Origin of the sequence: Micromonospora wenchangensis (assembly GCF_002210435.1) — a bacterium.
Classification (GTDB): Bacteria; Actinomycetota; Actinomycetes; order Mycobacteriales; family Micromonosporaceae; genus Micromonospora; species Micromonospora wenchangensis.
Genome location: NZ_MZMV01000001.1, coordinates 1 through 12426, shown reverse-complemented (window position 1 = coordinate 12426; position 12426 = coordinate 1). Strand labels below are relative to the sequence as shown.

The following is a 12426-nucleotide window of genomic DNA, read 5'->3' as shown; positions in this document are numbered from 1 at the left end:
TCCCCTCTGCCGAGCGCGCAGACCTCCCGCATCCGCGGGGGGTCTTTTTGTTGCTCCCCCCAAGATCCGATGAAGGGACTCTCGATGACGTTCCAGGTCTACGACACCACGCTGCGCGACGGCGCCCAGCGCGAGGGGCTCAGCTACTCGGTGATCGACAAGCTGGCGGTGGCCCGCCTGCTCGACGAGTTCGGCGTCGGTTTCATCGAGGGCGGATGGCCGGGCGCCGTACCGAAGGACACCGAGTTCTTCCGCCGGGCCCGCACCGAGCTGGACCTGCGGCACGCCCTGCTTGTCGCGTTCGGGGCCACCCGCAAGGCGGGGGTCGCCGTCGCCGACGACCCGCAGGTGCGCGCGCTGCTCGACGCCCGGACCCCGGCCGTCGCGCTGGTCGCCAAGGCCGACATCCGGCACGTCGAACGCGCGCTGCGCACCACCGGCGCGGAGAACCTGGCGATGGTCCGGGACACGGTCGCCCACCTGGTCGCGCAGGGACGGCGGGTCTTCGTCGACGGCGAGCACTTCTTCGACGGGTTCCGGCACGACCCGGCGTACACCGCCTCGGTGGTCGAGACCGCGCTCGCCGCGGGGGCCGAACGGTTCGTGCTCTGCGACACCAACGGGGGGATGCTGCCGTCCCGGGTGACCGCCGCGATCGCCGACCTGACCGCCCGGACCGGGATCGCCCCGGAACTGTTCGGCATGCACGCCCAGAACGACACCGCCTGCGCGGTGGCCAACACGATCGCCGCCGTCGAGGCCGGGGTGCGGCACGTGCAGGGCACCGCCAACGGGTACGGCGAGCGCCCCGGCAACGCCGACCTCTTCGCCGTCGTGGCGAACCTCCAGCTCAAGCTCGGGCTGCCCGTCCTGCCGGACGGCTGCCTGGAACAGATGGTGCGGGTCTCGCACGCCATCGCCGAGATCGCCAACATCGCCCCCGACACCCACCAGGCGTACGCCGGGGCCGCCGCCTTCGCCCACAAGGCGGGGCTGCACGCGAGCGCGATCAAGGTCGACCCGTTGCTCTACAACCACGTGGACCCGTCGGTGGTGGGCAACGACATGCGGATCCTGGTGACCGAGATGGCCGGCCGGGCCAGCATCGAGCTGAAGAGCCGCGAGCTGGGTCTGGACCTGGCCGGCCATCCGGACGCCGTGTCGAAGGTGACCGCCCGGGTCAAGGAGTTGGAGGCGGGCGGCTGGTCGTTCGAGGCCGCCGACGCCTCGTTCGAGCTGCTGGTCCGCTCCGAGCTGCCGGACGCCGCCCCGGTGCGGCCGTTCGCGCTGGAGTCGTACCGGGTGCTGGTGGAGCACCGGGAGGACGGCGAGGTGGTCTCCGAGGCGACCGTGAAGATCCGGGTACGCGGTGAGCGGGTGATCGCCACCGCCGAGGGCAACGGCCCGGTCAACGCCCTGGACGAGGCGCTGCGGGTCGGCCTGTCCCGGCACTACCCGGAGCTGCGCGACTTCGAGCTGGCCGACTACAAGGTGCGCATCCTGGAGGGCACCCACGGCACCGGCGCGGTGACCCGGGTGCTGGTGGAGACCGCCGACGGCACCGGCCGGGACTGGACCACCGTGGGTGTGCACCCCAACGTGGTCGAGGCGTCCTGGCACGCCCTGGTCGACGCCCTCACCTACGGCCTCGACCGCGCGGCGGTGTGAGCCGACCCCCCGGCGTCAGGGGGCGGGCAGGCGCAGGGTGGCCAGCACGGCGCGGTGGTCGGTGGCGGGGACCCGGTGGACGGTGACCGCACGGACGGCGATCCGGTGGTCGACCAGGACGTGGTCGATGGTGACCGGCGGGATCGGGTCGCCGTCGTACGGGCCCCACGTGCCCACCAGCCCGGCCCCGACGGCATCGGCGGCGTCGACGTAGCCGCTGGCCAGGAGGGCACGCAGCGGAGAGTGGTCGAGGGTGGCGTTGAAGTCCCCGGCGAGGATGCCGAGCTGACCGTCGGGGGTGGCGCGCGGCTGGCCCGCCAGGTCGGTGCGCCACTCGTCGACCACCCCGACCGACCAGGGTGCCGCCGGGTGGGCCGACTCCACCCGCAGCGCCGGTGCGCCGGGCACCGCCACCGTCGCGTACGCCTGGGTGAACGCGAACCCGGTGTTGCGCCGGAAACCGCCGCCGGTGAGGGGGAACCGGGCGTAGAGCCCGGAGCCGGTGGTGCCCACCTCGGGGTTGAGTTGGCGGTGGGGGAGCAGGTCGGCGAGGCCGGCCCGGTCGAGGGCGTCCCGCGCCGCCGGGGTGAACTCCTGCACGGTGAGCACGTCCACCTCGTTGCGGCGGACCAGTTCGACCAGGGTGGCGGCGTCGGCGTTGCCGGCGAGCAGGTTGGCGGTGAGCACCCGCAGTTGCGGCCCTCGGGTCGCCGGCTGCCGGTCCGGTAGCGCACGGGGCGCCACCGTGCCGAGGAGGGTCAGCGCCGCCACCGCCGCGGCCACCGCCGGCCACCGGCACCGCAGGGCGAGGGCCAGCATCAGGGCCAGCAGGCTGCCTCCCGCCACGTACGGGGTGAAGGCGAGCGCCTGCACGAGCGGGCCCCGGTCGAACCCGACGAGGCGGACCACGGCCCAGGCGAGGCCGGGTGCCACCGCCAGCCAGCAGATCAGCGGGACGGCGCGACGGCGGGTGGTGGCCGGCACCGGGGTCGTCAGCACGGCGGCCAGCCTAGCGGCCGATGCCGCCTCCGCCGGGCGCGGAGCCGTTCCGTGAACGGTCGAGACTTCACGTTTCGCAATTTTCAACATCGTTTTCAAGATGGCAAAACGGGTTGGTGTGCTATTGACGCTCCGCTTTTGGCGGTGCTACGTTCCTCCTCGTTGAGGTGCCGCAACAGAGCGTAGTTTTCCCAGCTCAGGCCGGTCGGAAGTGTTTCTTCTTCACTATTTCCGGCGCGGGTGGAAGGCTTTCTGCCCACGTCAATTCCGGCTCGATCGCACCATCTCCATCCGGCTCGCCGTACGGTGGGTCGGCCGTATTGCCACGGTCACAAAAGGGAGACCTGTCATGGCCACATTCTTCAGGCGTAAGGCGGCGGCGGTGACGCTCGGCGTCCTGGCGCTCACCCTGGCCGGCGGCGGGATCGCCGTCGCGCAACCGGCGACCAAGGCTCCGGCCGAGGTGGCCCAGCCCGGGGCGCGGCTGTCCGGCGCCACCGGCCAGCCCCCGGTGACGGCGGCCGAAGCGAAGCAGGCCCGCGCGGCGCTCAAGGCCTCGCTCGCCCCGCCGGCCTCGGGTTCGGTCGCCTGGGCGGTCGTCGCCAGCGACGGCACCCTGCTCCAGCACTCGGCGAACGTCGTCTCGTCGACCCGGTACGGCACCGGCCAGTACCAGGTGCTGCTCGACTACAGCGTGGTCGGGAAGGCGTACCAGGCCACCATCGGCACCAACGACCAGTTCAACGTGCCGCCGGCCGGCGAGATCGCGGTCGCCCCGCGCAACCAGACACCGAACGGCGTCTTCGTCCAGACGTACAGCTCCAGCGGATCGGTGTCGAACAAGCCGTTCCACCTGTTCGTCGCCAACTGAGGCGCGGACCCGTCGGCGGTGCCGGCCCCCACCGGGGGTCGGCACCGTCTGCTGTGGACCCGGTACCCGTCGCGGGCAGGGCGTGGATCGCCCGGTGACGCACGCACTGCACCGCCGAACGGCGTTGCCGCCCCGCCGGGCCGGTCGTCCCGGTCCGGGGCGAATCGGCCCGCCAGCGCCCGAAATTCCGACGTTTGCCGGCGGGTAACCCCGGGAAGCAAGCACCGTGACGGACATCTCGGACACCCTGGCCAGCCTGCCCCGCCCGGTCGATGCCGACGCGGCGGGCGCCGAGTTGGAACAGACCCTCTTCGAGGTCAAACGCGTGATCGTCGGGCAGGACCGGCTCGTCGAACGGCTGCTCACCGCGCTGATCGCCGACGGACACTGCCTCCTGGAGGGGGTGCCCGGCGTGGCCAAGACGCTTGCCGCGCAGACCCTCGCCACCGTCGTCGGCGGCACCTTCACCCGCATCCAGTTCACCCCCGACCTGGTCCCCTCCGACATCGTCGGCACCCGGATCTACCGGGCCTCGACCGAGAACTTCGACGTCGAGCTGGGCCCGATCATGGCCAACCTGGTGCTCGCCGACGAGATCAACCGGGCCCCGGCCAAGGTGCAGTCCGCGCTGCTGGAGGCGATGGCCGAACGGCAGGTCACCATCGGCGGGCGGAGCTGGCCGGTGCCGGAGCCGTTCCTGGTGCTGGCCACCCAGAACCCGATCGAGTCCGAGGGGGTCTACCAGCTCCCCGAGGCGCAGCGGGACCGGTTCCTCATGAAGATCGTCGTCGACTACCCGGGCGACGCCGACGAGCTGGCCATCCTCTACCGGATGAGCAGCGACCGGCCCCGCCCCCGCCAGGTGCTCGACCCGGTCCGGCTGCGTGACTACCAGCGCCGGGCCGCCCAGGTCTTCGTGCACCACGCGCTCGCCGAGTACGTGGTCCGGCTGATCCTCGCCACCCGCGACCCGGGCCGCTTCGGGCTGCCGGAGATCGCCCCGCTGCTGGCGTACGGGGCGAGCCCCCGGGCCACCCTCGGCCTGGTCGCCGCCGCCCGCGCCCAGGCGCTGCTGCGGGGCCGCGAGTACGTGCTCCCCGACGACGTCCGCGAACTCGCGGTCGACGTGCTCGCCCACCGGCTGGTGCTCTCGTTCGACGCGGTCGCCGACGGGGTCAGCGCCGAGGCGGTGGTGCACCGGCTGGTCCAGGCGGTGCCGCCCCCGGTGCTCGCCACCGGCCACCCCGAGTACACGCCCGACCTGGCGGCGGCGTGAGCGCCCCGGCCGCCCCGCCCGGCCCGACGCTTGCCGACCTCGCCCCCGAACGGCGGCTGCGCCGCCTCGAACTGACCGTCACCCGTCGGCTGGACGGGCTGCTCCACGGTCAGTTGCGCGGCCTGCTGCCCGGCCCCGGCAGCGAGATCGCCGGCAGCCGCGAGTACCGCCCCGGCGAGGACGAGGTACGCCGGATGGACTGGGCGGTCACCGCCCGCACCACCGTCCCGCACGTCCGCGAGGTCGACGCCGACCGGGAGCTGACCACCTGGCTGCTGGTCGACGCCAGCCCCAGCATGGAGTACGGCACCGCCGCGCTGGACAAGCGGGAACTGTCGGTGGCCGCCGTCGCCGCGGTCGGCTTCCTCACCGCCGGCGCCGGCAACCGGCTCGGCGCACAGGTGCTCGGCGGCGACGGACTGCGCCGGTTCCCGGCCCGCTGCGGGCGTACCCACCTGCTGAGCCTGCTCCGCGCGCTGCTGCACGCCCCCCGGGCGGACGACCCGGCACCGGCCACCGGGCCGGCCGGCCCCGACCTGGCCGCCGCGCTCGCCGCGGTGCAGCGGGTCGCCGTGCGGCGGGGGCTGGTGGTGGTGGTCTCCGACTTCCTCGACGGGCTGCCCGACGACCACGACGCCACCACCGGGTGGGAGCCGGCGCTGCGCCGCCTCGCCGCCCGGCACCAGGTGCTCGCGGTCGAGGTGACCGACCCGCGTGAGCTGGAACTGCCCGACGTCGGCCTGATCACCCTGGCCGACCCGGAGACCGGCCGGCGGCGCGAGGTGTGGACCGGTGACCCGGAGCTGCGCCGCCGGTACGCCAGCGCCGCCGCCGCGCAACGCGCCCAGGTGGCCCGCGCGCTGCGCCGTAGCGGAGCCGACCACCTGGCGTTGCGCACCGACCGGGACTGGACCGCCGACATCGTGCGGCACGTGCACGCCCAGCGCCGGCTGGCGGCGTCCGCCGCGCCCCGGGGAGGTGTCGCGTGAACTGGCAGTCACCCGCCCGGCTCCTGCTGCTGCTCGGGGTGGCCGCGCTGGCCGTCGGCTACCTGCTGGCGCAGCGGCGACGCAGCCGGTACGCGGTCCGGTTCACCAACCTGCGGCTGCTCGACCGGGTCGCCCCGCAGCGGCCCGCCTGGCGGCGGCACGTGCCCGCCGGCCTGTTCCTGGCCATGCTGGCGTTGCTGGTGGTCGGCTTCGCCCGGCCCACCGCCGAGGTACGGGTGCCCCGCGAGCGGGCCACCGTGATGGTGGCCGTGGACGTCTCCACGTCGATGCTCGCCACCGACGTGGAACCGGACCGGTTGGCCGCCGCCAAGGAGGCCGCCCGGACCTTCGTCGACGGGCTGCCCGACGAGTTCAACGTGGGATTGGTCGCGTTCGCCGGCAGCGCGGCGGTGCTGGTGCCGCCGAGTACCGACCGGGGTGCCCTGCACGACGGGATCGACCGGCTCGCCGAGGGGATCACCGGCGTGCAGGGCACCGCCATCGGCGAGGCGATCAGCGCCTGTCTCGGCGCGGTGAAGAGCCTCGACGGGAAGGCGGCCAAGCAACCGCCGCCGGCCCGGGTCGTCCTGCTCTCCGACGGGGCGAACACCTCCGGCGCGGACCCGATGGAAGCCGCGGCGGCGGCCGTCGCGGCGAAGGTGCCGGTGCACACCATCTCGTTCGGCACCCCGGGCGGGTTCGTCGACCGGGGTGGCCGGCCGATCCAGGTGCCGGTCGACGGGCAGACCCTGCGGGCGGTCGCCGACCAGACCGGGGGCGGCTTCCACGAGGCGGGCAGCAGCGCCGAACTGCGCGACGTGTACGAGGACATCGGCTCCTCCGTCGGCTACCGCAAGGAACGTCAGGACATCTCCGCCCGGTTCATCGGGCTCGGGCTGGTCTTCGCCATGGGTGCGGCGGCCGGGTCGATGCGCTGGTTCTCCCGCCTGCCCTGAGCGGGACCGTGCTGACCCACCTGCCCCTGATCCGTCGCAGCGCGCACAGTGAGGAGCGGACGTATGGCAGTACCGACCGGCCTGGGGGAGCCCCGGGGCCCCTGGTTCCTCTCACCCGACCTGGGGCCGGACGGCCGGCCCCGGTGGGACGTACCGTCGGCGGGGGAGGACCCGTCCCGGCGGCGCTGGCGCGGACGGTTGTGGACCGCCGCGGCGGTGGTCGCCCTGTCCACCGTCTCGGGCGCGGCGGCCGGCGGCTGGGTGGCCGGCCAGGACGGCGCGGGCCCGACGGCGGCGTCGGCCGCCCCGGTTCCGGCGGAACTGGTCACCGCCGCCCAGAAGACCGTCCCGGGGGTGGTTTCCGTGCTGGTCGGCGGCGGCACGGCCGGGCAGTCGGCGACCGGCTCCGGCTTCGCCATCGACAACGAGCAGCACATCGTCACCAACGACCACATCCTGGCCAAGGGCGGCGGTGGCGCGGTGACCGTGGAGATGCCCGACGGCCGCCGGTACGCCGCCGAGGTGGTCGGCCGGGAGCCCGGCAGCGACCTGGCCGTGCTGAAGGTGCCGTCGGCCGCCGGGCTGGCCCCGTTGCCGCTGGCCAAGCCCCGGTCCACCCGGGTCGGCGAACCGGTGCTCGCGGTCGGCTCGCCGCTCGGCCTGGCCGGCACGGTGACCGCCGGGATCGTCAGCGCCCTCAACCGGCAGGTACGGCTGGGCACCAGCCGGCGCAGCGCGGTGCAGACCGACGCGTCGATCAACCCGGGCAACTCGGGTGGCCCGCTGGTCAACGCCCGGGGCGAGGTGGTCGGGGTGAACACGGCGATCGCCACCATCGACGGCAGCGGGTCGATCGGCATCGGCTTCGCCATCCCCATCGACCAGGTGCAGCAGACGGCCGACACCATCATCGGCAAGGGCGGCTGACCCCCGGGCGGCCCGCGCCGCGCGACCCGGGCCCGGCTGCCGCGTCCGCCGCCAGCCGCGGCGCTGACCAGGGAAAACTTGCAGATGCCGAGGTCAGGGCCATCAGCCCATAGAAATATGGCGCTAAGTATGGATACTGGCGTGGGTGGAGCTACCTCTCATCGCGTTGTTGCTGGTGGTGGGCCTGGTCGTCGGCTGGGGGGTCGGCGCGCGGTACGCCCGCGCCCGTCGTGGCTGGACCGACTACCGGGCCGCCAGGCGGGCCGTCCCCGGTGCCCGCCGGGCCGCCCTCGTGCTGATCCGGGCGGCCTTCACCCGGGTCGGGGTGATCGCGCTGCTGCTGTTCGGCGCGGTCGCCTACGCCACCGTCGGGCCCGACCACGACCGGGCCGAACCGGCACCCGGACCCGCACCCTCGGCGACCGTGACGCCCACCGGCGGGCGGGGGCGCTAACCTCGCCGGATGGACGACGGACTGCGGGTGACCGACCGGTGGACCGTGCCCGCCGCCGAGCTGCGGGAACGCTTCTCCCGCTCGTCCGGGCCGGGCGGGCAGGGTGTCAACACCACCGACTCCCGGGTCGAGCTGAGCTTCGACGTGGCCGGCACCACCAGCCTGCCCCCGGCCCTGCGCGAGCGGGTACGGGAACGCCTCGCCGGCCGGCTCGTCGACGGGGTGCTCACCATCGCCGCCAGCGAGCACCGCGCGCAACTGGCCAACCGGGAGGCGGCCCGGGAACGGCTGGTCGCCCTGCTGCGTGAGGCCGTCGCCCCGCCCCCGCCGCCCCGGCGGCCCACCCGCCCCTCCCGGGGCGCCAAGGAACGCCGGCTGGCCGACAAGAAGCGCCAGTCCCAGCGCAAGCGGGACCGCCGCGCCGACGGCGACTGACCGCCGCCCGCGCCGGTGTAGTGCGCCGGTGGCGGAAAACCCGGGCCGGGGCGGGCCCGGGCTGCCTAGGCTGGCGGGCATGTCCACCGACACCCTGGTCACCCTCGCCGGCACCACCGCCCTCGCCGGGGCCCCCGACGGTCCGCGGATCTGCGGCGGCGACGACGCCACCGACGTGATCGGCGCGGCGCTGGGCCACGGGGTCGACCTGGTGGTGCTTCCGGTACGCCGGCTCGCCGTCGAGTTCTTCACGCTGCGTACCGGGGTGGCGGGCGCGGTGGTGCAGAAGTTCGTCAACTACCGGCTGCGGCTGGCCGTGGTCGGTGACATCGCCGGACACGTCGAGCGGAGCACCGCCCTGCGTGACTTCGTCGTCGAGGCCAACCGGGGCAGCCAGCTCTGGTTCGTCGACACCATGGCCGAGCTGGAGGAGCGGCTGCGGACGCGGGCCGGTGGCGGAAACCCGGTGGAGCCCGGCCCCGGCCACCGCCGATGATGGGCGTCATGTCCAACGCCGTCGACTTCGCCACCAAACCGACGATCACCGGTGAGCGGGTGACGTTGCGTCCGTTCGTCGACGCCGACCTCGCCTGTTTCCGCGCGGCGGTGGCCGACCCGGAGGTGGCCCGCCTGACCGGCAGCCCACCCGACGGCCCCGACGAGCGGCAACTGCGCTCCTGGTACGGCAGCCGCAACGCGCAGACCGACCGGCTCGACCTGGCGGTGGTGGACAACGCCACAGGCGACTGCGTCGGCGAGGTCGTCCTCAACGACTGGGACCGGCACAACGCCTCCTGCAACTTCCGCACCCTGTTCGCGGCGGCCGGCCGCGACCGGGGGCTCGGCACCGAGGCGACCCGGCTGGTCGTCGGGTACGCCTTCGACACCCTCGGTCTGCACCGCGTCTCGCTGGAGGTGTTCGCGTTCAACCCGCGCGCCCGCCGGGCGTACGAGAAGGTGGGTTTCGTCGCCGAGGGCGTGCTGCGGCAGGTGCTGCGGGACACCGACGGCTGGGTCGACGCGACAGTGATGTCGATCCTCGCCCCGGAGTGGGCCGTGCACCGGGGCCACCCCGCGCGCTGACCCGGGGTGTCGAAGCGCTTCGCCAGGATGCGGGAGGGCGTTGAGCCGGGGCGGCCGGTCTGGTGGGATGTCCGTGGGAGCAACCGGGCCGTCACCGACCGCACGTCGTCACGTGACAGGAGTTCCCTCACCATGCTCCGAAGGCCGTTCCTCTCCGCCCTGCTCGCCGCGTTCGCGGCCGTCCCCCTCACCCTGCTCGTCGGGTTGGTCGCCACCCCGGCGGCCCACCCCGCCGCCGCCACCCCGGTACGTGTGATGCCGCTCGGCGACTCGATCACCGGCTCGCCCGGCTGCTGGCGTTCCCTGCTGTGGAACCGCCTCCAGTCCACCGGCCACACCGACGTCGACTTCGTCGGCACCCTCGGCCCGCAGGGCTGCGGGCAGCCGTACGACGGGGACAACGAGGGCCACGGCGGCTACCTGGTGACGAACGTCGCCAACCAGAACCTGCTGCCCGGCTGGCTCGCCGCGACCCGCCCCGACGTCGTGCTCATGCACTTCGGCACCAACGACGTGTGGAGCAACATCCCCCCGGCCACCATCCTCACCGCGTACTCGAAGCTGGTGGACCAGATGCGGGCCAGCAACCCGGCGATGCGGATCATCGTCGCAAAGATCATCCCGATGGCCCCGTCGAGCTGCGCCGAGTGCGGGCAGCGGGCGGTGGCCCTGAACGCCGTGATCGACGGCTGGGCGGCGGGGAAGACCACCACCGCGTCGCCGATCGTGGTGGTCGACCAGTGGACCGGGTTCAGCACCACCACCGACACCTACGACGGGGTGCACCCCAACGCGGCCGGCGACCAGAAGATGTCCGACCGGTGGTACCCGGCGCTGGTGGCCGCCCTCGGCGGGGTCACCCCCACGTCCACCCCGACCGGCTCGCCCACCCCGACCGGCCCCCCGAGCCCGACGGCCAGCCCCACGGTCCCGCCCACCGGGTCACCCACGGTCGACCCGCCGACCACCTCGCCGCCGGCCGGGGTGGCCTGCACCGCCAGCTTCCGGATCACCAACCAGTGGCAGGGCGGGCACCAGGGCGAGGTGACCGTCCGCAGCACCGGCACCGCGCGGACCACCGGCTGGCGGGTCAGCTTCACCCTGCCCGCCGGGCAGCAGATCACCCAGACCTGGAACGCCGACCTGACCCAGACCGGCAGCGCGGTCACCGCCCGCAACGTGAACTGGAACGGGGCGCTCGCCCCGGCGGCCGAGGCCACCTTCGGGTTCCTCGGCACCAACACCGGCACCGCCACCGCCCCCACGGCGACCTGCACCGCCAGTTGATCAGACGGGGGTCCGGGCCCCGGCCCGGACCCCCGCCCGGGTCAGCCGGCAGCCGACATGGCGTGGTCCAGGGCGGTCAGCAGGCGGGCGCGCAGCACGGCCGCCCGCTCGGCGAATCCGCGCTGGGCCGCCGCGTACTCGGCCCGGCCCTCGGCGGTCTCCACCCGCACCGGCGGGTAGCCGAGGGCGGCCAGGTCGTAGGGGCTGGCCCGCATGTCCAGCGTCCGGATCTGCCGGGCCAGCGCGAAACAGTCCGCCACCAGCTCCGAGGCGACCAGCGGGGAGAGCTTGTACGCCCACTTGTAGAGATCCATGTTGGCGTGCAGGCACCCCGGCTGCTCCAACGCGTGCTGGGTCTCCCGGCTCGGTTGGAGCAGGTTCAGCGGCCGGGCCGGCGCGGTGAAGAACCGGAACGCGTCGAAGTGGCTGCACCGCACGCCCCGCTCGCGGACCACGGCGGCGGTGTCGTCCGGGCTGAGCCGCAGCGGCCAGGCGTTGTGCCGGACCTCCTCCTGGGTCTGCCGGTAGACCATCGCCCACTCGTGCATCCCGAAGCAGCCCAGGTGCGCCGGCCGGCCGGCGGTCGCGGCCAGGAGCTGTCCGATCCAGCCGATCGAGTCGGCGCGGCGTCCGCGTACCCGCTCGGTGTCGAGGGTGACCCCGGCGGGGTCGGCGCGGTAGTCCCGGCCGAACTCCGCCTGGTCCGCGTCGCGCAGCAGCACCCCCGCGCCCGGATGCCAACGGCGCAACTGCGCCGGGCGGTAGGAGTAGTAGGTGAAGAGGAAGTCCTCCACCGGGTGCCGGCCGCCGGTGCGGCGGCGGGCCAGGTGCGGGTCCAGCCAGGTGGCCACCCGCGCCGCGTGGGCCGCCCGCCGGGCCTGCCAGTCGGCCGCGTCGAGGGCGGCGGGGGCGAGGGCGGCGGTCACACCCCCCAGGGTACGACCGCCGCCCGCCCCCGGTCATGGCACGTCCACCCGGACCCCGGCGGAGAACACCCCGCTGCGCAGCTCCAACTGCTTCGGCTTCTGCGCGCCGTGCACGGTGAAGACCAGCGGCAACACCACCCGGCTGCCCGCCGAGACGGGCTGGGCGAAGACGTCGCGTCCCAGGTTCGCCAGCCGGGTGGCGTCCTCGTCGGTGCTCACCCAGCTCCCACCCGGCAGGTACGCGCGCTGGAGCTGACCGTGCCAGCTCTGCTGCTCCGGGGTGAGGTTGCGGACCCCGACCGTGGCCTGGCACTGCTGGCTGGCCACCCGCGCGGTGGCGCAGGCCACCCGGTAGACGGTGAACTCGAACGCCGTCTCCCGCAGCGGGGTGCCGACCGGGCCGGTCATGGTGGTGCCCGTCCACGCCCCGGCGGTGGGCTGCTTGGTGGTGTCGATGGCGGCGACCTCGCGGGTGGCCGTCCAGGCGGCGGCGAGGTCGAACCGCTGCGGGTCGCGGCCCCGCTGCGGGGCGACGGGCGGTCCGCCCCAGGCGAC

Annotated in this window: 13 protein-coding genes and 1 pseudogene; 11 read left to right on the top strand and 3 right to left on the bottom strand. The window is 74.3% G+C overall.

What is annotated here, in order from left to right; all coding sequences use genetic code 11:
- The first annotated feature begins 84 nt into the window (after nucleotides 1-84).
- Nucleotides 85-1668 carry a citramalate synthase gene (gene cimA, locus B5D80_RS00070; protein ID WP_088641650.1) on the top strand — a complete coding sequence of 528 codons (1584 nt, stop codon included), beginning with the start codon at nucleotides 85-87 and terminating at the stop codon, nucleotides 1666-1668.
- A 15-nt stretch (nucleotides 1669-1683) separates the two neighbouring features.
- Here the strand turns inward: cimA and B5D80_RS00065 are convergent, their stop codons facing one another.
- A complete protein-coding gene (locus tag B5D80_RS00065; RefSeq protein WP_245854144.1) occupies nucleotides 1684-2619 on the bottom strand; it encodes an endonuclease/exonuclease/phosphatase family protein in 936 nt (311 codons plus the stop codon).
- A 397-nt stretch (nucleotides 2620-3016) separates the two neighbouring features.
- Here B5D80_RS00065 and B5D80_RS00060 point away from each other — a divergent pair, with 397 nt between their 5' ends.
- The 10 genes from B5D80_RS00060 (at nucleotide 3017) to B5D80_RS00015 (ending at nucleotide 10945) form a co-directional block, all read left to right on the top strand.
- Nucleotides 3017-3538, top strand: a complete 522-nt coding sequence (locus B5D80_RS00060) for a hypothetical protein (protein ID WP_088641648.1) — start codon at nucleotides 3017-3019, stop codon at nucleotides 3536-3538.
- A gap of 226 nt (nucleotides 3539-3764) precedes the next feature.
- Nucleotides 3765-4814, top strand: coding sequence for an AAA family ATPase (locus tag B5D80_RS00055; RefSeq protein WP_088641647.1), 1050 nt, complete (start codon nucleotides 3765-3767; stop codon nucleotides 4812-4814).
- Nucleotides 4811-5803 carry a DUF58 domain-containing protein gene (locus B5D80_RS00050; protein WP_088641646.1) on the top strand — a complete coding sequence of 331 codons (993 nt, stop codon included), beginning with the start codon at nucleotides 4811-4813 and terminating at the stop codon, nucleotides 5801-5803. Before B5D80_RS00055 ends, B5D80_RS00050 begins: the two co-directional genes overlap by 4 nt.
- The gene (locus B5D80_RS00045; RefSeq protein ID WP_088641645.1) at nucleotides 5800-6759 is read left to right on the top strand and encodes a VWA domain-containing protein; all 960 of its coding nucleotides are present in this window, start codon (nucleotides 5800-5802) and stop codon (nucleotides 6757-6759) included. Before B5D80_RS00050 ends, B5D80_RS00045 begins: the two co-directional genes overlap by 4 nt.
- 63 nt (nucleotides 6760-6822) lie before the next feature.
- Nucleotides 6823-7686, top strand: coding sequence for a S1C family serine protease (locus tag B5D80_RS00040; protein ID WP_088641644.1), 864 nt, complete (start codon nucleotides 6823-6825; stop codon nucleotides 7684-7686).
- A gap of 145 nt (nucleotides 7687-7831) precedes the next feature.
- On the top strand, nucleotides 7832-8140 hold the full coding sequence (locus B5D80_RS00035; protein WP_088641643.1) for a hypothetical protein: 309 nt from the start codon (nucleotides 7832-7834) through the stop codon (nucleotides 8138-8140).
- 9 nt (nucleotides 8141-8149) lie between these two features.
- On the top strand, nucleotides 8150-8575 hold the full coding sequence (arfB, locus tag B5D80_RS00030) for an alternative ribosome rescue aminoacyl-tRNA hydrolase ArfB (RefSeq protein ID WP_088641642.1): 426 nt from the start codon (nucleotides 8150-8152) through the stop codon (nucleotides 8573-8575).
- A 79-nt stretch (nucleotides 8576-8654) separates the two neighbouring features.
- Complete coding sequence (locus B5D80_RS00025; RefSeq protein ID WP_088641641.1) at nucleotides 8655-9071, top strand: DUF4180 domain-containing protein; 417 nt, start codon at nucleotides 8655-8657, stop codon at nucleotides 9069-9071.
- 8 nt (nucleotides 9072-9079) lie between these two features.
- Nucleotides 9080-9658, top strand: a complete 579-nt coding sequence (locus B5D80_RS00020; protein WP_088641863.1) for a GNAT family N-acetyltransferase — start codon at nucleotides 9080-9082, stop codon at nucleotides 9656-9658.
- A 132-nt stretch (nucleotides 9659-9790) separates the two neighbouring features.
- Complete coding sequence (locus B5D80_RS00015) at nucleotides 9791-10945, top strand: cellulose binding domain-containing protein (RefSeq protein WP_088641640.1); 1155 nt, start codon at nucleotides 9791-9793, stop codon at nucleotides 10943-10945.
- Nucleotides 10946-10986: 41 nt separating this feature from the next.
- On the opposite strand, the gene B5D80_RS00010 is transcribed toward B5D80_RS00015, so the two are convergent.
- Nucleotides 10987-11871 (bottom strand): 3-methyladenine DNA glycosylase, encoded by an 885-nt coding sequence (locus B5D80_RS00010; protein ID WP_088641639.1) that lies wholly within the window; start codon nucleotides 11869-11871, stop codon nucleotides 10987-10989.
- Nucleotides 11872-11904: 33 nt separating this feature from the next.
- A pseudogene (locus tag B5D80_RS00005) lies at nucleotides 11905-12426 on the bottom strand (hypothetical protein); the annotation flags it as partial.